Raw genomic sequence first — 23,113 nt, 5'->3', positions numbered from 1 at the left:
GGTCAATGCGCCGAGGAGGCGGGTGCCGGCGCGTCCGGCTTCACGAAGCGCAGCGTCATGCGGTCGGACTCGCCGATCGCCTCGTACTTCGCCCGATCGACATCGCCCAGGGTGAGCGTGGGCGGCAGTGTCCACACGCCCTTGGGGTAGTCCTTGCTGTCGGCGGGATTGGCGTTGATCTCGCTCGACTCCTCCAGCGAGAAGCCGGCATCGGTGGCGAGCTTCACCACGGTGGCGGTGGGCAGGTAGCCGCTCGCCTTTACCGCCGCCAGCGAGGTGCTGTCGGCGGCACGGTGGTCGACCACGCCCAGCACGCCGCCGGGACGCAGCACGGCGAAGAACGCCTTGAACATCGCCGGCGCGGTGTCGGCCATCACCCAGTTGTGCACGTTGCGGAAGGTCAGCACCACGTCGGCGCTGCCGGGCGCGCCGAACACCGGCGCCTTCGGGTCGAACGTGACGATCCTCGCCTTACCGTAGGTGGCCGCATCGGCGGCGAACCGGCGCTGCAGCGTGTCGCTGGCCGGCTTGCCCGGCGGCGGCGCGGCAACGGCGGCAATGTACTGGCCGTTGTCGCGCAGCAGCGGCGCCAGGATCGCGCTGTACCAGCCGGCACCGGGAGTGATCTCCACCACCGTCTGGTCCGGCCGCACGCCGAAGAACTGCAGCGTCTGCTTGGGATGGCGGTAGCGGTCGCGGGCGCGTTCGGCCTCGGGCCGCCAGGCGCCGGCGATCACGCTGTCCAGCTGCGCGGCGGTGAAATCCTGCGCGCTGGTGGGCGGCACCAGCTGGTCAGTGGGCTGATCCTGCGCCAGCGCGTCCGCTTCGGCCAGCGTCTGCGCGGCGAGCGGCGCGGCCGCCATCAGCGCGCATGCGGCCAGCGGCAGCCAGCGGCACCCGCGCCGCGATGTCATGGAACGTGATGTCATGAAGCACTCCCTATTGATGGACGCCCGCCGCGTCTGCCCCGCCGCGCACGCTGCCGCGGCCTGAGTGACGGCGACGTGCAGATACGTACCGCCGCTCAGAACGGACGCGGGCACACCGACTGCAGCCCGTCGATGTGCTCGTGCAGATCCGGAGCGATGCCCTGCCACATCGGATCGAGGATGAAATCGATGCCCTCGTAGCGCGCCAGCTTCGCCGCGGGGATGAAGTCCGCGTCGCCGGCCACCAGGATGATCTGGTCGACCTGCTTCTTGTAGGCCAGCGCGGCGATGTCGATGCCGATCTTCATGTCCACCTGGGTCTGGCGCATGTCCGGCTCGAAATGCTCGTCGCCCAGCGCCTCCCAGCGCAGCGAACCTTCGCGCAGCTGCTGGAACGCACTGCGCTTGAGCTGCCACTCGCCGCGCTCGGCCAGCCGGCCCAGCCGCAGCGCCATCTTGCGCTGGCGGCGCAGTTGGTCGTGCAGATCCCGCCGGAACGCGGCGGCGCCGGTGCGACCGAAGTCCAGGCTGTCGCCGCTGACCGGCTTGACCAGCACCCGATCCAGTGGCGGACAGTCGTAGAAGAAGATGCGGTACAGCGCCTCGCGCGGGCGATCGAGCGCCTTGAGGTGCTCCAGCGCCATGCCGAACACGGTCTTGGCCACGGTGCGTGCGTCGTTAGGATCGCGATCGCTCCACACCTTGCGATAGCGGGCCAGAAAGAAGCCCCCGTCGACGAGAAACGCAGTGCCGGACATGCAAACCCCAGGATCGTGATGCAACGACGCCGGTCGCGGAGAACCGCAACCGGCGTGCAATGAGTGAGTAGCGCCTGCCGACGACCGGCAGGCGCGCATTTTACGACGAGCGCCGGGGCCGGCGTCAGGCCCGCCGACGACTCAGTAGCGGATCACCGAGCGGATCACCTTGCCCTCGTGCATCAGGTCGAAGGCGCGGTTGATGTCCTCCAGCGGCATCACCTCGGTGATCATCTCGTCGATCTTGATCTCGCCCTTCATGTAGCGCTCCACATACCCCGGCAGCTGGCTGCGTCCCTTCACCCCGCCGAAGGCCGAGCCGCGCCACACGCGGCCGGTGACCAGCTGGAACGGCCGCGTGCTGATCTCCTGCCCCGCGCCGGCGACGCCGATGATGGTCGACTCGCCCCAGCCCTTATGGCAGCACTCCAGCGCCGAGCGCATCACGTTGACGTTGCCGATGCACTCGAACGAGTAGTCCACGCCGCCGTTGGTCATGTCGACGATGACCTGCTGGATCGGCGTGTCCGGGTAGTCCTTCGGGTTGACGAAATCGGTGGCGCCCAGCGCTTTGGCCATCTCCCACTTGGATGGATTGATGTCCACGCACAGGATGCGCGAGGCCTTGGCCATCACCGCGCCCTGCACCACCGACAAACCGATGCCGCCCATGCCGAATACCGCCACGGTGGAACCCGGGGTCACCTTGGCCGTGTTGAGCACCGCGCCGATGCCGGTGGTGATGCCACAACCGAGCAGGCACACCTTGTCAAGCGGCGCGGCAGGGTTGATCTTGGCCAGCGAGATCTCCGGCAGCACGCTGTACTCGGAGAACGTGCTGGTACCCATGTAGTGCAGGATGGTCTTGCCGTTCATCGAGAAGCGCGAGGTGCCGTCCGGCATCAGGCCCTTGCCCTGGGTGACGCGGATCTTCTGGCACAGATTGGTCTTGCCCGACAGGCAGTACTCGCACTCGCCGCATTCGGGCGTGTACAGCGGAATCACGTGGTCGCCCACCTTGAGCGAGGTGACGCCCTCGCCCACTTCCTCCACGATGCCGCCGCCCTCGTGGCCCAGGATCACCGGGAACGCGCCCTCCGGATCGGCGCCGGACAGCGTGTAGGCGTCGGTGTGGCACACGCCGGTAGCGACGATGCGCACCAGCACTTCGCCGGCCTTCGGTCCCTGCACGTCGACCTGCTCAATGCTCAGCGGCTTGCCTGCTTCCCAGGCGACGGCGGCGCGTGACTTCATGGTGTTCTCCTCGATGCGACAAGCGGGCCGTCCATGGTAACCGCCTAGGGTTCTTCCACCGGCTCCGGTTGTGGCATCTGGCGGCAATAGGCCGCAGCCTCCGCCAGCAGCCACTCGCGGAACACCTGCAGGCCCCGGTGATCGCGCGAGCGCGCCGGGTACACCAGCCAGTACGCGTCCTGCACCGGCAGGTAGCGCTCACCCAGCACTACCAGCAGGCCGGCATCCACCAGCGAACGCGACATCACCATCCGCCCCATCGCCACGCCCATGCCCTCCAGCACGGCGTGGCGTTGCGCCTCGAAGCTGTTGAAGTGGGCCACGTAGCGGTGCGGCAGCTCGCCGCCGTAGCGGGCAAACCAGTCGCGCCAACGGTTGGCCGGATTGGGATCGCCCAACAGCGGCCAGCCGCTGAGGTCGTTCGGATCGGCGCCAGCCATCTTCGCCACCAGCGCGGGCGAGGCCACCGGCGCGATCCATTCGCCGAACAGGCGCTCGCTGTGCAGGCCCTCCCATTGGCCGCGCCCGTAGCGCAGTGCGGCATCCACCGACTCGCGGCGGAAGTCGACCAGCGCCGACCCCGACTGCATGGTCAGCTCCAGCTCCGGATGCGCCGCCACCAGGCGCGGCAGCCTCGGCACCAGCCAGCCGGACATGATGCCGGGGCTGGCGCTGATGGTGAGTTCGTCGTCGTGGCGGGCGTGGTAGCGCGTCAACGCGTGCTCGATGCCGTCCAGATGCTCGCCGACCGCCTCCAGCAGGCTGCAGCCGTCGGTGGTCAGGCTGACGCCGCGCGGACCGCGGTCGAGCAGCCGTCGCTGCAGTCGCTCTTCCAGCTGGCGCATCTGGTGACTGAGCGCACTGACGGTAAGGTTCGCCTGCGCCGCGGCACGCGACAGATTGCCTGCCCGCGCCACCAGCACGAACTGCCGCAGCAGGTCCAGCGGAAGCTTTCCCATCTTGAATATTCCTCAAGGCTGGCTTGCGAATATATCGCTTTTCTGGCTTGCACCACCTGCGTACCTTGAGCGCTCCCCAAGTCGCCACCCCCTCAAGGAGCGCGCCATGAGCTCGATCTGGACCGACCTGCTGTCCCTCCACGGCTATCCGGTAAAACGCGACGACCTCCCCTGGCGCGACGACGGCAGCACGGCCAGCCAGAAGCAGCCCGCCGCGCCGTGCAACACCGCGACCGAGCCGCAACCCAAGCGCCGCCTGCTGCCCTGGCCCCGGCTGGCGGCACCGCACTGAACGGGGTTATCGAGCGGGCGCATCACGCGCCTTTTGCCCGCGCTGGTGCATGCTTCGCCTCTTTCGCCCGAACTGAGGAGCTGCTCCGTGCAACTGCGTCCCCTTGGCCACTCGCCGCTGTCGATCGCCCCGCTCGCCTTCGGCGGCAATGTCTTCGGCTGGAGCGTCGACGAGGCGCGCTCGTTCGAGCTGCTCGACGCCTTCGTCGACGCCGGCTTCAACCTCATCGACACCGCCGACATGTACTCCTCGTGGGTGCCGGGCAACCGCGGCGGCGAGTCGGAGACGATCATCGGCAAGTGGCTCAAGAAGAGCGGCAAGCGCGAGCAGGTGGTGATCGCCACCAAGGTGGCCAAATGGAGCGAGCAGCCGGGCCTGTCGCCGGTGAACATCCAGCAGGCGGTGGAGGGTTCGCTCAAGCGCCTGCAGGTCGAATGCATCGACCTGTACCAGGCGCACGAGGACGATGCCAGCGTGCCGCTGGTCGAGACGCTGGGTGCGTTTGAACGGCTGATCGAGCAGGGCAAGGTGCGCGCGATCGGCGCCTCCAACTACTCCGCCGACCGCCTCGCCGAAGCGCTGGCGGTGTCGCGCGACCATGGCCTGCCACGCTACGAAAGCCTGCAGCCGGAGTACCACCTGGCCGGCCGCGTCGGCTACGAGGCGGCGCTGGAGCCGCTGGTGCGGCGTGAAGAAATCGGCGTGATCAGCTACTACTCGCTGGCCAGCGGCTTTCTCAGCGGCAAGTACCGCAGCGAGGCGGATCTGGCCAAGAGTGCGTCGCGCGGAGGCGCGGTGCGCAAGTGCCTCAACCCGCGCGGCCTGCAGATCCTCGCCGCGCTCGACGCCGTCGCAGCAGCACACGGCGCCACGCCCGCGCAGGTGGCCCTGGCCTGGCTGATGGCGCGTCCCGGCATCACCGCGCCGATCGCCAGCGCCACCAGCGTGGCGCAGCTGCACGAGCTGATGGGCGCCGCACAGCTCAACCTGGTGCCGGAAGAAATCGCCGCACTGGATCGCGCCAGCGCGTAGCGAGCCGGCTCAGCGCGCCGTGCTGCCGGCGCTGGCCGGAGGCGCGCTGTCGGCGGCATCGTCCGCGGGCACGTCGTCGGGCGCGACGACGGTGTAGCCACGCGCCCGCAGTTGCGGCAAAGCGCTGCGCGGCCCGATCAAAGCTTCCAGCGGCAGCATGGCGAAGCTCTGGGGGTGCTCGGCCAAGGCTTTGTCAGCGGTGGCGAGCCAGGTGTCGCGCACGCGGGTGGGCAGGTCGCTCAGGCCGAGCTGGCGGGCGAAGCCGGCTTCGGTGATCGCCTCCAGGCAGGCCTCGCGCGCGCCATCGGGCGGCAGCGTGCGCAATGCATCGATGTCGCCGGTGGCCCAGGCATTGGCGCGGGCGCGGATCAGTGGCAACTCACTCTCCAGACCGGTGACCGCGCGATGGAAGCAGTCCAGGTCGTTCGGACCGCTGCGGGCGAACGCCTTGATCGCCCCGCGCGGATCGTCCACCTGCAGGTGGTAGGCCACCTTGGTCAGCGGGACGTCGTGGTTCTTGGCCAACTCGCGCACCGTGTCGGAGACGCTGGCCTTGCCGTCGAGGTCGCTCTTCTTGATCGCCTTGCTGTACAGCTCCAGCGCCGCGAACAGCGGCCGCCAGCGCTCGACGCCGCTGTCGCGACCGATGTATCTGGCCTTCATCGCCTGCCACTGCGCGTAGTCGCTGGCGCTGACCAGATCGGCCAACTTCGCGCCATCGGGATTCTTGCGCGCGCTGAACAGCGAGGGCAGCAGAAAGAGCTTGCCGAAGAAGCCGACCTTGGTGTCGATCTTCACCGTTGGCGCCCCGAGCACCACCTGCGAGCCGGCGATCGCCTGCTCCACTTCGGCGGTCTGCCACTGCATCTTCTCCGGCAGCGGCGACAGCGTGGCGAGGATCCACAGCACGTGGTCGCCGCGGCGCACCTGCCACAGCCCGGGCCCAGGCTGCACGCCGCTCACGGTGACCGCCTCGAGCTGGGTGACGCTGCCGGCCGGTGCCGGCGCGGCGGTCTGCGCCGGCACCGCGAGGGATGTCATCACGAGAGCGATCGCAACGAGCAGGCGCAGGGGCATGAGACGTCCTTGGGTCATGGCGGGAGCAGCTCGGACCGCCCCACGATAGCGCCGGTTCCGCAGCGCTCGCCCCGCCCGCGGTCGTCCGCACAAAAAAAGGGAGCGCCCGGCGAGCGCTCCCTCGTTCGGTCGACCGGTCAACACTCAGCCCAGCGCGGCCAGCGCCTGGTTGAAGGTGGTGCTGGGGCGCATCGCCGCGCTCACGCGGGCCAGATCCGGGTGGTAGTAGCCGGCGATGTCCACCGGCTTGCCCTGAGCGCCGTTGAGCTCGGCCAGGATCGCCGCCTCGTGTTCCACCAGTGCCTTGGCCAGCGGGCCAAAGGTGGCCTTGAGCGCGGCGTCCTCGTCCTGCGCGGCGAGCGCCTGCGCCCAGTACTGGGCGAGGTAGAAATGGCTGCCGCGGTTGTCCAGCTCGCCGACCTTGCGCGCCGGCGAGCGGTTGTTGTCCAGGATCTGCCCGTTGGCGCGGTCCAGCGCCTTGGCCAGCACCTTCGCCTTGGCGTTGCCAGTCTTGTCGCCGACGAACTCCAGCGAGGCCTGCAGCGCGAGGAACTCGCCCAGCGAATCCCAGCGCAGGTAGTTCTCCTCCACGAACTGCTGCACGTGTTTGGGCGCCGAACCACCCGCGCCGGTCTCGAACAGGCCGCCACCGGCCATCAGCGGCACGATGGAGAGCATCTTGGCGCTGGTGCCGAGCTCCATGATCGGGAACAGGTCGGTGAGGTAGTCGCGCAGCACGTTGCCGGTGACCGAGATGGTGTCCTCACCCTTGCGGATGCGCGAGAGCGAGAAGGCCATGGCGTCTTCCGGCGACAGGATGCGGATGTCCAGCCCGGCGGTGTCGTGGTCCTTGAGGTAACGCTCGACCTTGGCGATCACCTGCGCATCGTGCGCACGCTTGGCGTCCAGCCAGAACACGGCCGGCGTGTTCGACAGCCGCGCGCGACTGACCGCGAGCTTCACCCAGTCCTGGATCGGCGCGTCCTTGGTCTGGCACATGCGCCAGATGTCGCCCGCTTCCACCGCATGCTCGAACACCACGCGGCCGTCCTGGTCGGTGACCCGCACGGTGCCGTCGCTCTCCACCTGGAAGGTCTTGTCGTGCGAGCCGTATTCCTCGGCCTTCTGCGCCATCAGGCCCACGTTGGGCACCGAGCCCATGGTGGCCGGGTCGAACGCGCCGTGCGCCTTGCAGTCCTCGATCACCGCCTGGTAGATGCCGGCGTAGCTGCGGTCCGGGATCAGCGCCACGGTGTCCTGCAGCTCGCCCTTGGCGTTCCACATCTTGCCGGAGTCGCGCACCATCGCCGGCATCGAGGCGTCCACGATCACGTCCGACGGCACGTGCAGGTTGGTGATGCCCTTGTCCGAATTGACCATCGCCAGCGGCGGGCGCTTGACGTACTCGGCGGCGAGGTCGGCCTTGATCGCATCCTGCTGCGCCTGCGGCAACGTGCCGAGACGCGCATAGAGATCACCGATACCGTTGTTGCGGTCGAAGCCGATCTGCTTGAGCGCGTCTGCGTGCCTGGCCAGCGCGTCCTTGTAGAACTCGCCCACCACCACGCCGAACATGATCGGGTCGGAGACCTTCATCATGGTCGCCTTCAGGTGCAGCGAGAACAGCGCGCCCTCGTCCTTCACCCGGGCGATCTCGGCATCGACGAAACGCGCCAGCGCGGCGCGACTCATCACGGCGGCGTCGACGATCTCGCCGGCCTTCACCGCCACCTTTTCCTTCAGCATGGTGGTGGCGCCGTCCTTGCCGATCAGCTCGATCTTCAGCGTGCCGGCATTGTCCAGCGTGGCGGACTTTTCGCTGCCGTAGAAATCGCCACCGTCCATGTGCGCCACACGGGTCTTCGAATCCTTGCTCCAGGCACCCATGCGGTGCGGATGCTTGCGCGCGTAGCTCTTCACCGAGGCCGGCGCGCGGCGGTCGGAGTTGCCCTCGCGCAGCACCGGGTTCACCGCGCTGCCCTTCACCTTGTCGTAGCGCGACTTGATGTTCCACAGCTCGACGTCGCCGTGCGGCTCATCCGGATAGTCCGGCAGCGCGTAGCCCTGCGCCTGCAGCTCCTTGATCGCCGCCTTCAGCTGCGGCACCGAGGCGCTGATGTTGGGCAGCTTGATGATGTTGGCCGCCGGCGTGGTGGCCAGCTCGCCCAGTTCGGCGAGGTCGTCGGGGATGCGCTGGTCGTCGTGCAGCGACTCGGGGAACTGCGACAGGATGCGCCCGGCCAGAGAAATGTCCCGCGTTTCCACGGCGATGCCCGCCGTACCGGCGAAGGCCTGCACGATCGGCAGCAGCGACTGCGTGGCCAGAAACGGCGCTTCGTCGGTGAGCGTGTAGATGATCTTGGGGGTGTCGGACATGGGGAAATGCTTTCCTGGACGGGGGCGGATATCGGTCAGCCGCAAACCATGGTGGCTCGTTCGGTGATACGCAAGACCGGACGGGGCGAACGCCCATTTTGACGCCAGCGGCGCGCGTTGGACACCGGTCGACGCTGCCCATCGACCAGCGCGCGGCGACTGCTGCAGCGCAACGTAAGGGTCGAGTCACACGCGCCAATGCGCTGTTCATGCTGGACAAGGCGCCGCGTCATCTTCCTGCAGCCTGGCGATGCGACCTATGTCGAGTAGCCGGCCCGCCGGGGCCGGCGGCATGATCAAAAGTGCTGTGTCTTTCGCGACGGGGATCGCGCAGGCACGCATCCGTATTCCACTTTTACAGGGGAGAGGCTTATGGCCAGTGTGCCGGCGGCAAACAGCAAGGCGGGTTTTCTCGCGCGCGAAAGCACCATCGCGGGACCGGGCTACAACCGATGGTGGGTGGTGCCGGCGGCACTGGCGATCCACCTGTGCATCGGCATGGCCTACGGCTTCTCGGTGTTCTGGTTGCCGATGACCAAACTGGTCGCCACGGCCGACCCGGCCGTGTGCTCCAACCTCAGCTTCATGGCCGCGCTGACCACCACCAGTTGCAACTGGACGGTGCCGCAGGTCACCCACATCTTCGAAACCTTCATCGCGATGCTCGGCATCTCCGCAGCCCTGTGGGGTGGCTGGCTGGAACACGCCGGTCCGCGCAAGGCCGGCTTCATCGCCGCGCTGTGCTGGGGCGGTGGCCTGGTGATTGGCGGCATCGGCGTGTCGATGCACCAGCTGTGGCTGGTGTACCTCGGCTGCGGCGTGCTCGGCGGTGTGGGCCAGGGCCTGGGCTACATCACGCCGGTATCCACGTTGATCAAGTGGTTCCCCGATCGCCGCGGCATGGCCACCGGCTTCGCCATCATGGGTTACGGCGGCGGCGCGATGATCGGCGCCCCGCTGGCCGTGGCGTTGATGAAGCACTTTTCCATCGATGGCGGCACCGGGGTGGCCTCCACCCTGATGGCGATGGGCGTGATCTACCTGCTGGTGATGTCCGCCGGCGCGTTCGGCTTCCGCGTGGCCCCGGTCGGCTGGAAGCCGGCCGGCTGGGCGCCGAAGGCGGTCGACGAATCCAGCATGATCACCAAGCGCCACGTGCACCTCAATCGCGCGTGGAAGACCCCGCAGTTCTGGCTGGTGTGGGGCGTGCTGTTCCTCAATGTGACCGCCGGCATCGCGGTGATCTCGATGGCCAGCCCGATGCTGCAGGACGTGTTCGGCGGCAAGCTCGCCGGCCTCACGGAGGCGGCAGCGGACCTCACGCCGGCGCAGAAGGCCGCGGTGGTGGCGGCAGCGGCCGGCCTGGTCGGCCTGATCAGCCTGTTCAACAGCCTCGGCCGCCTGTTCTGGGCCTCGCTGTCGGACAAGATCGGCCGCAAGAACACCTACTACACCTTCTTCATCCTCGGCATCATCGTGTACTGCCTGCTGCCGACCTGGGGCCACATGGGTGCAGCGGGCCTGTTCGTGATCTCGATCTGCGTGATCCTGAGCATGTACGGCGGCGGCTTCGCCACCGTGCCGGCGTATCTGGCGGACCTGTTCGGTACGCAGATGGTGGGCGCGATCCACGGTCGACTGCTCACCGCCTGGTCGGCGGCCGGCATCTTCGGTCCGTTCCTGATCGCGGCGATCCGCGAAGGCCAGCTGGCGGCCGGCGTGGCGAAGAACCTGGTGTACGACCGCACGCTGTACATCATGGCCGGCCTGCTGTTCGTGGGCCTGATCTGCAACGCGCTGGTGAAACCGGTCAAGGAATCGGCCTTCATGACCGACGAGGAGCTGGCCCGCGAGCGTTCGCTGCAGCACGACACCGGCGGCAGCGCCGGCGCGGAGACGGCGGCGCGTGGGAACTTCGGTGTCGCAGGCGCGATCTTCTGGCTGGCCGTGGGTGTACCGTTCTTGATCGGCCTGTACATCGCCCTGGCGAAGGCCGCCGCACTGTTCTGAGAAAGGCTTGAAGACCATGAATCACCCGGCACGGGCGGGCTCCGGTCCGCAGGAAAACGCCAAGTGGCTCTCCCCGGAGAGCCACGCCGCGGTGCTCGAGGTCACGGCCCGGCTGAAGGATCAGCCGGGCGCCCTGCTGCCGATCCTGCACGGGGTGCAGGAGGCGCTCGGCTACGTGCCCGAAGGCGCCGTTCCGCTCATTGCGCGCGAGCTCAACCTGTCGCGTGCCGACGTGCACGGCGTGGTGAGCTTCTACCACTTCTTCCGCACCCGGCCGTCGGGCAAGCGCATCGTGTACCTGTGCCGCGCCGAGTCGTGCCAGTCGATGGGCGCCGCGGCGCTGGAGACGCACGTCAAGCAGCGGCTGGGCATCGATTTCCACGAGACCACGGATGACGGCGCGATAACGCTCGAACCGGTCTACTGTCTGGGCAATTGCGCGTGTTCGCCGGCGATGCTGGTCGACGAGGAACTGCACGGACGCGTCACGCCTGAGCGCTTCGATGCCTGGCTGAAGACCGCCCGGGAGGCGTCATGAGTTTCACCGTCTATGTACCCCGCGATGCCGGCGCCCTGTCGCTGGGCGCGGAAGCGACCGCCGCCGCGATCGCCGCCGAAGCCTCGCGCCGCGGGCTTGATGTGACCATCGTGCGCAACGGCTCGCGCGGCCTGTACTGGCTCGAGCCGATGGTCGAGGTGACGACCGACGTCGGGCGCGTGGCCTACGGCCCAGTGCAGGCCGAGGACGTCGCCGGCCTGTTCGACGCCGATTTCCTGCACGGCGCCCAGCACGCGCTGGGCCACGGGCTCACCGAAAAGATTCCGTACCTGGCCAAACAGGAGCGCCTGACCTTCGCCCGCGTCGGCATCGTCGATCCGCGCAGCCTGGACGACTACCGCGCCCACGGCGGTTACCGCGGGCTGGACAACGCCTTGAAGATGGCGCCGGCCGACGTCGTCGCCGCCGTCACCGATTCGGGCCTGCGCGGCCGCGGCGGCGCCGCCTTCCCCACCGGCATCAAGTGGAAGACCTGTCTCGATGCGCCGGCCGCGCAGAAGTACATCGTCTGCAATGCCGACGAAGGCGACTCGGGCACCTTCGCCGACCGCATGGTGATGGAAGGCGATCCGTTCGTACTGATCGAAGGCATGACCATCGCTGGCCTCGCGGTGGGCGCCACCCAGGGCTACATCTACCTGCGCTGCGAATATCCGCATGCGGGCGATGCGTTGAACGCGGCGATCGCCGCGGCCGAAGCCGAGGGTTACCTGGGCGATGACGTGCTCGGCAGCGGCAAGGCCTTCCACCTGGAAGTGCGCATGGCCGCCGGCGCGTACATCTGCGGCGAGGAAACCTCGCTGCTGGAATCGCTCGAAGGCAAGCGCGGCCAGGTGCGCTTCAAGCCGCCGCTGCCGGCGATCGAGGGCCTGTTTGGCAAGCCCACGGTGATCAACAACGTGGTCACGCTGGCCTCGGTACCGATCATTCTCGACCAGGGCGCAGAGCACTATCGCGACTTCGGCATGGGCCGCTCGCGCGGCACGCTGCCGTTCCAGCTGGCCGGCAACCTCAAGCACACCGGCCTGGTGGAAAAAGCGTTCGGCGTGACCCTCAAGGAGCTGCTGGAAGACTTCGGCGGCGGCACCGCCACCGGCCGGCCGATCAAGACGGTGCAGCTGGGTGGCCCGCTCGGCGCCTACATTCCGACCTCGCGCTACGACACGCCAATGGACTACGAAGCGTTCGCGGCGATCGGCGGCATGATCGGCCACGGCGGCCTGGTGGCCTTCGACGACAGCGTCGACATGGCCGCGCAGGCCCGCTACGCGATGGAGTTCTGCGCCATCGAATCGTGCGGCAAATGCACGCCGTGCCGCATCGGTTCCACCCGCGGCGTGGAAGTGATCGACCGCATGCGTGCCAACGTCGAGCGCGACCGCAACGAGGTCCTGCTGCGCGATCTGTGCCAGACCATGCTGCACGGCTCGCTGTGCGCCCTGGGCGGCATGGCGCCGTTCCCGGTGCTGAGCGCGCTGGACCATTACCCCGAGGATTTCGCGCGCAGCGCCTGAGCGTCCGCGCGCTGGAGGTTCCCCCATGCTTTCCATCGTCGAAATCGACCGCGGCACCCCGGCCGCCACGTCCACCAAGACCGTCTCGCTGGAGATCGACGGCCGCTCCATCGCCGTGCCCGAGGGCACGTCGGTGATGCGCGCCGCGTCGCTGGCCGGCATCGCCATCCCCAAACTGTGCGCCACCGAAATGCTCGACGCGTTCGGCTCGTGCCGGCTGTGTCTGGTGGAGATCGAGGGGCGCCGCGGCTACCCGGCCTCGTGCACCACGCCGGTGAGCGACGGCATGAAGGTCGCCACGCAGACGCCGAAACTGGCCGAGATCCGCCGCGGCGTGATGGAGCTGTACATCTCCGACCACCCGCTGGACTGCCTCACCTGTCCCGCCAACGGCCACTGCGAGCTGCAGGACATGGCCGGCGTGGTCGGCCTGCGCGAGGTGCGCTACGGCTACGACGGCGCCAACCACGTCTACGCGAAGCAGTCCGACGCTTCAGCCAATCCGCTGTTCGTGGCCAAGGACACCTCCACCCCGTACTTCACCTTCGATCCGTCCAAGTGCATCGTCTGCTCGCGCTGCGTGCGCGCCTGCGACGAGGTGCAAGGCACGTTCGCGCTGACCATCCAGGGCCGCGGTTTCGACTCCAAGGTGTCGCCGAGCCAGAACGAGGATTTCCTCGGCTCCGAGTGCGTCTCCTGCGGCGCCTGCGTGCAGGCCTGCCCCACCGCCACGCTGAGCGAAACCACGCTGATCGAGCGCGGCCAGGCCGAGCACAGCGTCACCACCACCTGCGCCTACTGCGGCGTGGGTTGCAGCTTCCGCGCCGAGATGAAGGGCGAGGAGATCGTGCGCATGGTGCCCAACGTGGAGGGCCAGGCGAACCACGGCCACTCCTGCGTCAAAGGTCGCTTCGCGATCGGCTACGCCAGCCACCCCGACCGCATCACCACGCCAATGATCCGCAGGAAGATCTCCGACCCGTGGCAGGTGGTGAGCTGGGACGAGGCGTTTTCGTACACCGCCAGCGAGTTCAAGCGCATCCAGGAAGAGCACGGTAAGCACGCAGTGGGCGGCATCACCTCCTCGCGCTGCACCAACGAGGAAACCTACCTGGTGCAGAAGCTGGTGCGCGCGGGCTTCGGCAACAACAACGTGGACACCTGCGCCCGCGTCTGCCACTCGCCGACCGGCTACGGCTTGAAGAGCACCCTGGGCGAGTCGGCCGGCACGCAGGATTTCGACTCCATCGAACAGACCGACGTGGTGCTGGTGATCGGCGCCAACCCCACCGACGCACACCCGGTGTTCGGCTCGCAGATGAAACAGCGCCTGCGCCAGGGCGCGAAGCTTATCGTCATCGACCCGCGCCGCATCGACCTGGTGCGCTCGCCGCACATCCAGGCCGACTACCACCTCAAGCTCAAGCCCGGCACCAACGTGGCCATGCTCAACACGCTGGCCCATGTGATCGTCACCGAAGGGCTGGTGCAGGACGACTTCGTCGCCGCGCGCTGCGAGCCGGAGGCGTTCGAGCGCTGGAAGACCTTCGTCGCGCAGGACAAGTACAGCCCCGAGGCGATGGAAGCGACCACCGGCGTGCCCGCCGAGATGGTGCGCGGTGCCGCGCGGCTGTACGCCACCGGCGGCAACGGCGCCATCTACTACGGCCTGGGCGTCACCGAGCACGCGCAGGGCTCCACCGCGGTGATGGGCATCGCCAACCTCGCCATGGCCACCGGCAACATCGGCCGCGAGGGCGTGGGCGTGAACCCGTTGCGCGGCCAGAACAACGTGCAGGGCTCGTGCGACATGGGCTCGTTCCCGCACGAGTTCCCGGGCTACCGCCACGTGAGCGACGCCACCGTGCGCGGCCAGTTCGAGCAGGCCTGGGGCGTGCCGCTGCTGGACGAGCCGGGCCTGCGCATTCCGAACATGTTCGAGTCCGCGCTGGACGGCACCTTCCTGGGCCTGTACGTCGAGGGCGAGGATATCGCCCAGTCCGATCCCGATACCCAGCACGTCACCGCGGCGCTCAGCGCGATGGAGTGCGTGGTGGTGCAGGACCTGTTCCTCAACGAGACGGCCAAGTACGCCCACGTGTTCCTGCCGGGCAGCTCGTTCCTGGAGAAGGACGGCACCTTCACCAACGCCGAGCGCCGCATTTCGCGCGTGCGCCGGGTGATGAAGCCGCAGTCCGGTCTGGCCGACTGGGAGATCACGCAGAAGCTCTCGCAGGCGATGGGCTACCCGATGAACTACGCGCACCCGTCCGAGATCATGGACGAAATCGCCGCGCTCACGCCCACCTTCCACGGCGTCAGCTTCGACAAGATCGACCAGCTCGGTTCGATCCAGTGGCCGTGCAATGACGAGGCGCCGGAAGGCACGCCGGTGATGCACGTGGACGAGTTCGTGCGCGGCAAGGGCCGCTTCATGCTCACCGAGTACGTACCCACGCGCGAGAAGGTCAACGCGGAGCATCCGCTGATCCTCACCACGGGGCGCATCCTCAGCCAGTACAACGTGGGCGCGCAGACCCGCCGCACCGAGAACTCGATGTGGCACGAGGAAGACCGCCTCGAGATCCACCCGCACGACGCGGAGGAGCGCGGCATCAACGACGGCGACTGGGTCGGTATCTCCAGCCGCAGCGGCGAAACCGTGCTGCGCGCCAAGATCGCCGACCGCATGCAGCCGGGCGTGGTCTACACCACGTTCCACTTCCCCGGTTCGGGCGCCAACGTGATCACCACCGACAACTCCGACTGGGCCACCAACTGCCCCGAGTACAAGGTGACCGCAGTGCAGGTGCTCAAGGTGAACCAGCCCTCCAGCTGGCAGAAGCGCTTCCAGAGCTTCGATCAGCAGCAGCAGGATCTGCTGAAGGCCGCCGAGCCCGTCACGCGCTGAAGGCCTCAGGCCCCCCGGGCGCGCGCTCGCGGGGTCCGCCCCGATCCGCGCCCCGCTCAACCCGCATCACGAAACGGCCCGCCATGAACATCGAACGCCTCTCCCAGATGGTCAACGACATCGCCAACTACTTCGCCGCCGAGCCCGATCACGCCGCCGGCGTGGCCAGCGTGGCCGATCACCTGCGCAAGTTCTGGGACCCCACCATGCGCCGGGCGATCATCGCCCACCTCGAGGCGGGCGGCGAAGGGCTGGGCGCCATGGGAAAAGAGGCGGTGCGAGAGTTGGCGGCACGTGAGGCTGCTGTGCGTTGAAGCGCCGGCAAGCGGGTATGCGCGCACTGTTTCAGAAGGACCGGGTATTCCGAACGCTAAGGGACTTAAGCGAGCAGCACACATTCGACAGCTAGGCGCCATCGTGTTCCACGAGTCGAGTTCGCACTCCATCCCGCGCGGTCGGCTCTGAAGATGTCAAAGCTGACCAACGCCGGACTTACCGGTCCTGAGCACGGCAGTCAGCCTCCGATCATCGCTGCATATGCGCGTTCATCTGCATGTTCTGCTGCATCTGACCCGGCAACTGCATCTGTTGCTGGCCGTGCTTCTGGATCTGCTGGATCGACTGCTCCAGCTGGGGCGCGGGCTTGCTCAGGTCGACCACCGCCGGCGTAGACATCACGCTCGATCCTCGAAAACCCAGCGTCGTCCGCGTCTCATCCAGGTGAATCGTGGAAAGATTGTCGGCCGTGATCCTGCTGGCATGACATGCGGCGGTGAACTGCATCAAACGATCTTCCGACGCATCGGGAATGCGCCGATGCAGTTCGTTGTATAGCCGATGCTCCGGGTTGTCCGGGTGGCGCGGGTCTTCCTCGCTTCGGCTCGCTCCTTCGAGTATCGAGGAAGCACGGTAGGCTACGCTCACCGGCGGCGCTGGCGCCTGCGTTGAGTCCCGCCCAAACCACTGACCGGGGTGAGTGAGCGTGTCGTATGCCTCGCTCGCAGCGTGTTCGGCCGCCCCGAAGCCGTGCGACGCCGCCTGCTTGGCAGCATCGTAGGTCCGTTCAGCCGCTCGCTCGGTGTTTTCAACAACGTTAGAGAGGGTCCGCTTGGTGGACTCGTAGGCGTGGACCGTGGCTTGCCCTATCGCCTGGTCGGTGTGATAGCTGTCGATCACGTTGTTAACGAGATTCGCTGCCGCCCCATGCAGCGCTGGAGAGTGCATGGCTCCCACGACGGTTCCGGCGACGTTGTGTGCGGCGTGCTCGACATCGCCTCTGGCCGATTGCAATCCGTCGCCGACGAAGTGCCCGACGGCATCGGCTGCCTGCCCATGCAAGTGCGCCGTCTCGCTCAATGCAAACCCGGCCAGCGGTGCAAAAGGCCCCAGGGGCGCGACATAGGCACTGGCCTCACGCGCGGCTGATGCCACCCGTTCGTCTTGAGCCTGCACGAAGTGGCCGGCGCCGCGCGCCAGGTCGGCTCCCTGCTGCAGAGTGTGTTCGACGCCTTCCGCGATGCCACTGTGTTCGATAGCGCTGCGCACCGGCTGGTCAGCGTGCAACACAAGATATTCGTTCACCTGCCGCTGGATGTCCGGCGGCAGGCGATAGTGCTCCTGCAAATGCTTCATGGCTTGGGACAACTCGCCACGTTCACGGGAAACGTCACCGACAAAATGGTCGAATCCGGCTTTGTGGTCGGCGTAGCGCTGCGCTGCCTCCGTGAAGAGGAAGGGTTGCAGGATGTTGTCCGGACTTTGGCTACTGAAGTGCTGCTGTCCGCCATGATCGCTCAGCCGCATCGCGATTAGCGGATTGGGCGGCGGCGCGCCGGTGGGCGGGTCCATGTAGCGGCCAGCGCGCAGGCTTTTCACATCCTCCTTGCTGGCAAGTGACACCACCTCGCCAATGTGCGCATTGGCGGCACTCACCACGTCACCGGCCATGCGGTAGTTGGTGAGATGCGCGCCCGGCTTCGGCGGACCATCGGTCAGGCCAGCCGCGCCGTATGCGTTGTAGGTCGAACCAGCGAGGCCAAAGTTCGCCGCCTCGATTTCCGCCAGTGTGCCGCCGAGCGAGTGACCGGCAACAAAAATGTGGTCCCTGGAAACCCCCTGGCTGGCGGCCTTGTTGATCATAGCCTGGGTAAAGGCATCCGCAGCTTCTCGCTGTGGATTGACGGCATCGCGCACCATGGTGGCGTCGACTGCGATGTCCTGCATCGTGGTGAGAGCGTGGTCGCCTTTCTCGGCATTGGTCTTGCCGGAAAACAAACTGGGGTCGGTGCCGCGGTAGGCGATGATGATGTTATATGGCGCCGCCACACTTCTATACGCAGTGGCATGAAAGCCAGAGACGGGATCGCTCGCATAGCCGAAGACTTGGTATTTCCGACCATCCAAGGTGACCGGCGCTTTTTTTACAACATCACTTTGCGAGCGGTTAGCGTATGAGTCGTTGGCTGCGTCTGCACCCTCTTGGACCGCAAATGTCATGGCGCTCGCTCCCTGATTGCGATGGTGACGCGGAAATAAGCCTCGGGATGTTGAAGTATCGCGGGGTCGGCCGGATCAAGGTCTGGCGCACCGTAGCGCGCAAGAGCGTGGTCCCCGTACGCGCTCTTCTTGAAATATCTTGTCTCCGCGCCGTGCTGCAGGAGATCGTCAAATAGGTCGCTCCAGGCAAACCTAACCCCTTGCGCCACAGTACTAATGCTCACGCTGGTGACGTCCCAGTGGCATATGCCCAGGTTGTAGTAGTCCTCGTCCTGCAAGGCGTCCCGATAGAAATAGCCCGTCCACGTGTGGTCGTCCACGCGAGTCATCTCAATATCGACGCCAATACTCGTCAGACTCTGCTCGCCAAGGAATGAGCCGATCGGCACGCATTTAGCTATGCCGTCATTGGCCTTCACGATGTTGTAATTGATATAGCCCTCGATCGAATCCCACGGCCCTGGCGCATCGGACGTCGCCGTAACCTCGTAACGCTTGACCGGATGCGGATTCTTTGCGGGGTTCGACGAGGTGCCGTGTGACATGGAGCATCCTGTGATCAGGGCTAGTAGAAAAGTGAGCGTCGTACGATGCAGTTGGGCTTTCATGTGGCTCGCCTATGGTCACAAAGACCTGTCTTGGCGGAAGTCGGTACCAACCTCCAGCTCCCGTAGCGCTCCGCCACCGCCTGCAAACGGCATGTGGCGGGGACGTTATCCGGACCCTGGCAGCGGAAGTCCCGCCCCCCAGCGTAATGACATGAGTGCAGTACGATCAGCGCATAAGAAGAGCCCGCGCCAAGGTCGCGACTCTGGCTCAGGAGCCAAGCCATGTCGCGGCCTCCTTGCTCTCCGCTCGCACGACATCTCTGGTAGCACCCGTGCTCTGCGTGGGGCGTGCCGCGAGCTTGATCTTCACCGGCGGGAGGCTGGCGCGCGCTTTCAGCTCCCGATCCTTGAAGAACCAGTTCTTCTTGGCGCGGATCGGCTTGCAGCCCTCATAGAAGATCAGTTCATCGTCGGCCGGCAGTTCCTTGATCTCCTGCGGTAGGAACAGTGCGCGTTTCTCTTCGGTAACGTTGGTCGAGACCTGGTTCGTGCCACGGCCACGACTGGTACTGCGATGCGTCTTGCGAATGGTCTTGTAGCCGAGCATCTCGCTGTACTCGTTGGCATCGCTCTGCTCGCGCGGAGCGAACACGATCTGCGCGCCGTGGTTGGTGATGAAGTTCTGCGCGTCGTCCTCGCCATAAGCCGACTTCAGCTGGGAACGACTCTGCACGATGCACAGATCGCGCACGCCGTAACTGGCGGAGATGGAAATGCGCTTGGCCCAGACGTCAACTCGGCCCATGGCGGTGAATTCGTCCATCAGCATCAGCATCTGGTATTTCAACGCCGGGTCCTCACCGAGCTGTTTGGTGAGGTTGTTGCCGATCACGCTGCTGAAAAAGATGTTCAGCAGCTTGCTGCTCTCGTCCAGCTTGTTGGTCGGAATGATGACGTACAGCGTGGTCGGCTTGGTCCGCAGCCCCGCCACGTGGATATCCGTGGCATTGGTGGCAGCCGCCAGGATCGGGCTGAGAAACTGCTGCAGCGGTGCCTGCATGGTGGCGATGACGGAAGAGAAAGTCTGATCCGCCAAACCGGCGAGATTGCCGAACACGGTGCGCGTCTGCGGGCTGACGAAGCCGTAGCTCGGATCGGAGATAAAGCTGCGCAACATCTCCTGGGTCGTCTGTTCGCTGGTACCGCTGGAGAGCCGCAGGATGCGCTCGAGGCTTGGAAAGCTGTCGTCGGTGTTCGGATCCATGTCCGGAAAGCCCGCGCTCGTCAGATGGTCCCACCCCTCGAACATGAAGGAGGCAAAGGCCGTGAATGCGGCACGACTTTGCGAGGTCCAGAACGGATCCTTGCCCGCTTCGTCGGGATAGAGGATGGCGGCTATGGTCTGCAACTCGCCGATGCGCTTGCCGGCATCCATGCCTGCCAGCGGGGTCATCGGATTGAAGCGGTGCGTGAGACCGGATTCGTCATACGGCGCCCAGACACGGATAGAGTGACCTTGCGCTTGCCTCCAGCCGCTGGTCGCCTTGAAGAGCTCGCCCTTGAGGTCAAGCACGACCATCGAGTGCTGGTAGGAGAGCAGTACCGGAATGGCAATGCTGGTGGTCTTGCCCGAACGAGTGGGACTGATGGTGATGACGTGCTGTGCACCGCCCAGCCAGAGATAACGTCCCTTGTAGCTGCCGATGAGGATGCTCTGCGGAGTCTGCCGGAGGAGTCCGGCCTTCTTGAGGTCCGCCATCGTGGCAAAGCGGGCGTCACCATGCAGCGACTCGCGCGGGCGACGCATCAACGGTATCAGCGCGCCCAGCCAGGCCAACAAAGGCAGCCCGAAACCGACGCCGACGCTCAGCCGGATCTTGCCCGCGAAAGAGGCGAACTGCGGCAGCTGCGCCGCCTGCAGGTATTGCCACCAGGTATTCCAAGTTCGAGCCTGTGGCGGCAATGCAAGCAGATGTGTCATCAGCGTGTTGGCAAACATCCAACCGCCGCCCAGTGCCAGCGCCAGCAGAACCAGCACGATGCCAAGCTTGCGCATGTCTTCAGCCTCCTTGCTTGAAGAGCGGATGCTCGTGCACCGGCTCTCGCACTGTCAACGCAAGACGCATCACAACGCGTCATGCACCCAACGCAAGACCGACGTGCAGCGACATGCGCTATCCGTGGGCTGTGCGATGTCTCGCCACCAAGCCGCAACGTGACCATGTTGCGCTCCGCCCACGACAGACAGTTCGCGATTGCGCGCGGGCGCGGCACATGTTCGACATGTGGCGTAGGAAAAGTCCGACAGTCGATCAGGGAATGCTTCCAATCGCGATGTCGGCAGCGCGGAAGGGCGCACAGATCACGCGTGACGGAGGTCACGCTGCTGGATGTCGAAGAGAGCATCTTCCGCCCACCAAAGCGCATGTCTGAGATCGTCACGGATGTCCGCGACGGCCAACAGAAGGTCTCTCGTAACCCGCGATTTCACGCTGTCGAATGCCGCGGAATACCGCATCAGCACGCGGCCTAGCTCGACTGCAGCATCCGAGAGGACAGACATTTCCGCTGCGCGGTGCGCGAGAGTGACGCAGGCCTGCGCACCATCCCCCTAGGAAAAATTCTTGTCATACACACCTACTGGCAGCCCTGCTGATTTTCCGCCAGAATTTTTCGCGTGAGTGATCGACAGCACTTACAGGGGAGCGTCACCGGTTGCGCAGGAGCTTCGATGCGAAGCTCGCATCAACGCCGCCGGTGTCGCGCAGGAAGCGCCCAATCGGGCGAAGCATGGATTGCTGATCACGATGATTGCCGCAGCGAACGCGCCGTTTGGTTTTTCTGAAATTGCGGGGCATCCGCCAGCCCAGCCATGGCTTGTCCCGCGCGCTGATGTTCCAGCGGCGCTGCAAACCGGCGCCCGCGCCCGGGCGACCGGCAGGCCAGCTCGCCCCGTAAACGCGGCCTCCCCCATCACCTCCAACATTGCGTCGCTGCGCACGCCGTTGTGCGGGCAGCCGTGCGCGACAGCGATTTCAACCGACGATTGGGTTTGACGTGAAAAGAACCGTTGCCACTGAGATGCTCGCCGGTGCCGTTGTGCTCGCGACTCTCGCACTCTCCGCTTGCGGAACACCTGCAGCCAAGGATTTCCGCGGCAGCTGGAAGCCCGTGAACCGCTTCCAGGATGCGCCGGTGGAGATCCCGCTGGAGCAGCCGTACACCTTTTACGCCGCACCGATGGACGAGACGCTCAAGACCATGCTCGATCGCTGGGCGAAGGACACCGGGCGCACGCTCGATTACCAGCTCGGCTTCGACGTGACGCTGTACAAGCCGGTGGCCGACATCCACACCACCGACCTTCAGGAAGCTGCATCCCGGCTCAGCACCATCTACGGACCGCAGGGCGTGCAGGTAATCGCGCATCCGCGTCAGATCGTCGTGCAGGCACCGGTCAGTGCCGGGTCGACCGCCGCCGCCGACATCACCCCGCGTGCGGGAGCCAAGCCGTGAACTTGAAAAAATCTCCCACGCCGGCGATCGAGCGGGCGGTCGCCAAATCGGTAAACTTCGAGATCAGCATCGCCGACCTCGCGCGCCGCAGCGAACGGCGCGCCTGGTGGGTCGCGTTCGCGGCGATCGGTATGTCGCTGATTCTCGCCGGCGGCTACTTCTACATGCTGCCGCTGAAGCAGAAGGTGCCGTACCTGGTGATGGCCGATGCCTATACCGGCACTGCCACCGTGGCCCACCTCACCGGCAATTTCGGCCCGAACGGCATCACTTCCAGCGAGGCGATCAACCGCAGCAACGTCGCGCACTTCGTGCTTGCGCGCGAATCCTACGACCTGGCCATGCTCAACCTGCGCGATTGGAAAACCGTGCAGACGATGGCCTCGCCGGGCGTCAAGGCCGAGTACACCAAGCTCTACTCGTCGATGAACGAGGACAGCCTCTACAAGCAGTACGGCAAGGATCGCGCGATCCGCATCAAGCTGTTGAGCATCGTCTTGCTTGGAGGCGGCCCCGGCATCACGCCCAGGGGCGCCACCGTGCGCTTCCAGCGCAGCCTGTTCAACAAGACCACCGGCGCCACCCAGCCGATGGACAGCAAGATCGCGACCATCGAATTCACCTACAAGCCGAACCTGGACATGGACGATCAGAGCCGCATCGAGAACCCGCTCGGGTTCTGGGTCACCAGCTATCGCGTGGACAACGACTATGCCGCCGCACCGCCGGCGGAAGTCACCGACAGCGCCGCTACGGCACCCGCGACGCCTACGCCAGCCACCACCGACGCTGGCCTCGCCGGCAACCCCGAACCGCCCGCACCGGCACCCGCCGGCACCGTTGCCGGAGCCGCCCCCCGATGAACCGATTCACCCGCTGGCC

Annotated in this window: 19 protein-coding genes; 9 read left to right on the top strand and 10 right to left on the bottom strand. The window is 66.2% G+C overall.

The features are described from left to right. Positions 1 to 2: 2 nt before the first annotated feature. The 4 genes from ACTHJF_RS02840 to ACTHJF_RS02825 form a co-directional block, all read right to left on the bottom strand. Complete coding sequence (locus ACTHJF_RS02840; protein WP_440265743.1) at positions 3 to 929, bottom strand: class I SAM-dependent methyltransferase; 927 nt, start codon at positions 927 to 929, stop codon at positions 3 to 5. Between the two features lie 95 nt (positions 930 to 1,024). Beyond that, on the bottom strand, positions 1,025 to 1,687 hold the full coding sequence (locus ACTHJF_RS02835; RefSeq protein WP_431635360.1) for an NYN domain-containing protein: 663 nt from the start codon (positions 1,685 to 1,687) through the stop codon (positions 1,025 to 1,027). A gap of 141 nt (positions 1,688 to 1,828) precedes the next feature. Further along, positions 1,829 to 2,941: an S-(hydroxymethyl)glutathione dehydrogenase/class III alcohol dehydrogenase gene (locus ACTHJF_RS02830; protein ID WP_440265742.1), complete on the bottom strand. Its 1,113-nt coding sequence runs from the start codon at positions 2,939 to 2,941 to the stop codon at positions 1,829 to 1,831. A gap of 44 nt (positions 2,942 to 2,985) precedes the next feature. Then, entirely contained in the window at positions 2,986 to 3,900 is a 915-nt protein-coding gene (locus ACTHJF_RS02825) for a LysR substrate-binding domain-containing protein (protein WP_440265741.1), read from the bottom strand. A 106-nt stretch (positions 3,901 to 4,006) separates the two neighbouring features. Between ACTHJF_RS02825 and ACTHJF_RS02820 the strand changes: the two genes are divergently transcribed. Both ACTHJF_RS02820 and ACTHJF_RS02815 read left to right on the top strand, forming a co-directional pair. Next, positions 4,007 to 4,192: a hypothetical protein gene (locus ACTHJF_RS02820; RefSeq protein ID WP_440265740.1), complete on the top strand. Its 186-nt coding sequence runs from the start codon at positions 4,007 to 4,009 to the stop codon at positions 4,190 to 4,192. An 87-nt stretch (positions 4,193 to 4,279) separates the two neighbouring features. After that, positions 4,280 to 5,224, top strand: a complete 945-nt coding sequence (locus tag ACTHJF_RS02815; protein WP_440265739.1) for an aldo/keto reductase — start codon at positions 4,280 to 4,282, stop codon at positions 5,222 to 5,224. 9 nt (positions 5,225 to 5,233) lie between these two features. Here the strand turns inward: ACTHJF_RS02815 and ACTHJF_RS02810 are convergent, their stop codons facing one another. Both ACTHJF_RS02810 and ACTHJF_RS02805 read right to left on the bottom strand, forming a co-directional pair. Continuing rightward, complete coding sequence (locus ACTHJF_RS02810; protein ID WP_440265738.1) at positions 5,234 to 6,301, bottom strand: TraB/GumN family protein; 1,068 nt, start codon at positions 6,299 to 6,301, stop codon at positions 5,234 to 5,236. Between the two features lie 144 nt (positions 6,302 to 6,445). Continuing rightward, complete coding sequence (locus ACTHJF_RS02805) at positions 6,446 to 8,677, bottom strand: NADP-dependent isocitrate dehydrogenase (protein WP_440265737.1); 2,232 nt, start codon at positions 8,675 to 8,677, stop codon at positions 6,446 to 6,448. Positions 8,678 to 9,049: 372 nt separating this feature from the next. Here ACTHJF_RS02805 and ACTHJF_RS02800 point away from each other — a divergent pair, with 372 nt between their 5' ends. The 5 genes from ACTHJF_RS02800 (at position 9,050) to ACTHJF_RS02780 (ending at position 15,985) form a co-directional block, all read left to right on the top strand. Further along, a complete protein-coding gene (locus ACTHJF_RS02800) occupies positions 9,050 to 10,687 on the top strand; it encodes an OFA family MFS transporter (RefSeq protein WP_440265736.1) in 1,638 nt (545 codons plus the stop codon). A gap of 16 nt (positions 10,688 to 10,703) precedes the next feature. Then, a complete protein-coding gene (locus ACTHJF_RS02795) occupies positions 10,704 to 11,225 on the top strand; it encodes a formate dehydrogenase subunit gamma (RefSeq protein WP_440264372.1) in 522 nt (173 codons plus the stop codon). Further along, positions 11,222 to 12,760, top strand: coding sequence for a formate dehydrogenase beta subunit (locus tag ACTHJF_RS02790; protein WP_440265735.1), 1,539 nt, complete (start codon positions 11,222 to 11,224; stop codon positions 12,758 to 12,760). The genes ACTHJF_RS02795 and ACTHJF_RS02790 overlap by 4 nt, the downstream gene beginning before the upstream one ends. 25 nt (positions 12,761 to 12,785) lie before the next feature. Further along, a complete protein-coding gene (gene fdhF / locus ACTHJF_RS02785) occupies positions 12,786 to 15,671 on the top strand; it encodes a formate dehydrogenase subunit alpha (RefSeq protein ID WP_440265734.1) in 2,886 nt (961 codons plus the stop codon). Positions 15,672 to 15,754: 83 nt separating this feature from the next. Continuing rightward, complete coding sequence (locus tag ACTHJF_RS02780) at positions 15,755 to 15,985, top strand: formate dehydrogenase subunit delta (RefSeq protein WP_440259657.1); 231 nt, start codon at positions 15,755 to 15,757, stop codon at positions 15,983 to 15,985. A 211-nt stretch (positions 15,986 to 16,196) separates the two neighbouring features. Here ACTHJF_RS02780 and ACTHJF_RS02775 read toward each other — a convergent pair whose 3' ends face one another. The 4 genes from ACTHJF_RS02775 to ACTHJF_RS02760 all read right to left on the bottom strand — a co-directional run bounded on the left by ACTHJF_RS02775 (position 16,197) and on the right by ACTHJF_RS02760 (position 21,627). Next, on the bottom strand, positions 16,197 to 18,167 hold the full coding sequence (locus tag ACTHJF_RS02775; RefSeq protein ID WP_440265733.1) for a hypothetical protein: 1,971 nt from the start codon (positions 18,165 to 18,167) through the stop codon (positions 16,197 to 16,199). Beyond that, the gene (locus tag ACTHJF_RS02770; protein WP_440265732.1) at positions 18,164 to 18,775 is read right to left on the bottom strand and encodes a hypothetical protein; all 612 of its coding nucleotides are present in this window, start codon (positions 18,773 to 18,775) and stop codon (positions 18,164 to 18,166) included. Before ACTHJF_RS02770 ends, ACTHJF_RS02775 begins: the two co-directional genes overlap by 4 nt. 208 nt (positions 18,776 to 18,983) lie before the next feature. Next, positions 18,984 to 20,771, bottom strand: a complete 1,788-nt coding sequence (locus tag ACTHJF_RS02765) for a type IV secretory system conjugative DNA transfer family protein (RefSeq protein WP_440265731.1) — start codon at positions 20,769 to 20,771, stop codon at positions 18,984 to 18,986. A gap of 652 nt (positions 20,772 to 21,423) precedes the next feature. Beyond that, positions 21,424 to 21,627: a hypothetical protein gene (locus tag ACTHJF_RS02760; protein ID WP_440265730.1), complete on the bottom strand. Its 204-nt coding sequence runs from the start codon at positions 21,625 to 21,627 to the stop codon at positions 21,424 to 21,426. A 259-nt stretch (positions 21,628 to 21,886) separates the two neighbouring features. Here ACTHJF_RS02760 and ACTHJF_RS02755 point away from each other — a divergent pair, with 259 nt between their 5' ends. Together ACTHJF_RS02755 and ACTHJF_RS02750 are read left to right on the top strand one after the other, a co-directional pair. Next, a complete protein-coding gene (locus ACTHJF_RS02755) occupies positions 21,887 to 22,231 on the top strand; it encodes a hypothetical protein (protein ID WP_440265729.1) in 345 nt (114 codons plus the stop codon). Further along, positions 22,228 to 23,094: a virB8 family protein gene (locus tag ACTHJF_RS02750; protein WP_440265728.1), complete on the top strand. Its 867-nt coding sequence runs from the start codon at positions 22,228 to 22,230 to the stop codon at positions 23,092 to 23,094. The genes ACTHJF_RS02755 and ACTHJF_RS02750 overlap by 4 nt, the downstream gene beginning before the upstream one ends. Positions 23,095 to 23,113 lie beyond the last annotated feature (19 nt).

The organism is Dyella sp. (assembly GCF_051962475.1).
GTDB lineage: Bacteria > Pseudomonadota > Gammaproteobacteria > Xanthomonadales > Rhodanobacteraceae > Dyella_A.
The sequence above is the reverse complement of the archived record's forward strand: the minus strand, read 5'-3'. Positions and strand labels throughout refer to the sequence as shown.

What these genes read in the sequence shown, in the direction of transcription:
- ACTHJF_RS02840 (WP_440265743.1), bottom strand. Translation starts at nt 929, where the DNA reads ATGACATCACGTTCCATGACATCGCGGCGCGGGTGCCGCTGGCTGCCG.
- ACTHJF_RS02835 (WP_431635360.1), bottom strand. Translation starts at nt 1,687, where the DNA reads ATGTCCGGCACTGCGTTTCTCGTCGACGGGGGCTTCTTTCTGGCCCGC.
- ACTHJF_RS02830 (WP_440265742.1), bottom strand. Translation starts at nt 2,941, where the DNA reads ATGAAGTCACGCGCCGCCGTCGCCTGGGAAGCAGGCAAGCCGCTGAGC.
- ACTHJF_RS02825 (WP_440265741.1), bottom strand. Translation starts at nt 3,900, where the DNA reads ATGGGAAAGCTTCCGCTGGACCTGCTGCGGCAGTTCGTGCTGGTGGCG.
- ACTHJF_RS02820 (WP_440265740.1), top strand. Translation starts at nt 4,007, where the DNA reads ATGAGCTCGATCTGGACCGACCTGCTGTCCCTCCACGGCTATCCGGTA.
- ACTHJF_RS02810 (WP_440265738.1), bottom strand. Translation starts at nt 6,301, where the DNA reads ATGCCCCTGCGCCTGCTCGTTGCGATCGCTCTCGTGATGACATCCCTC.
- ACTHJF_RS02805 (WP_440265737.1), bottom strand. Translation starts at nt 8,677, where the DNA reads ATGTCCGACACCCCCAAGATCATCTACACGCTCACCGACGAAGCGCCG.
- ACTHJF_RS02800 (WP_440265736.1), top strand. Translation starts at nt 9,050, where the DNA reads ATGGCCAGTGTGCCGGCGGCAAACAGCAAGGCGGGTTTTCTCGCGCGC.
- ACTHJF_RS02795 (WP_440264372.1), top strand. Translation starts at nt 10,704, where the DNA reads ATGAATCACCCGGCACGGGCGGGCTCCGGTCCGCAGGAAAACGCCAAG.
- ACTHJF_RS02790 (WP_440265735.1), top strand. Translation starts at nt 11,222, where the DNA reads ATGAGTTTCACCGTCTATGTACCCCGCGATGCCGGCGCCCTGTCGCTG.
- fdhF (WP_440265734.1), top strand. Translation starts at nt 12,786, where the DNA reads ATGCTTTCCATCGTCGAAATCGACCGCGGCACCCCGGCCGCCACGTCC.
- ACTHJF_RS02780 (WP_440259657.1), top strand. Translation starts at nt 15,755, where the DNA reads ATGAACATCGAACGCCTCTCCCAGATGGTCAACGACATCGCCAACTAC.
- ACTHJF_RS02775 (WP_440265733.1), bottom strand. Translation starts at nt 18,167, where the DNA reads ATGACATTTGCGGTCCAAGAGGGTGCAGACGCAGCCAACGACTCATAC.
- ACTHJF_RS02770 (WP_440265732.1), bottom strand. Translation starts at nt 18,775, where the DNA reads ATGAAAGCCCAACTGCATCGTACGACGCTCACTTTTCTACTAGCCCTG.
- ACTHJF_RS02765 (WP_440265731.1), bottom strand. Translation starts at nt 20,771, where the DNA reads ATGCGCAAGCTTGGCATCGTGCTGGTTCTGCTGGCGCTGGCACTGGGC.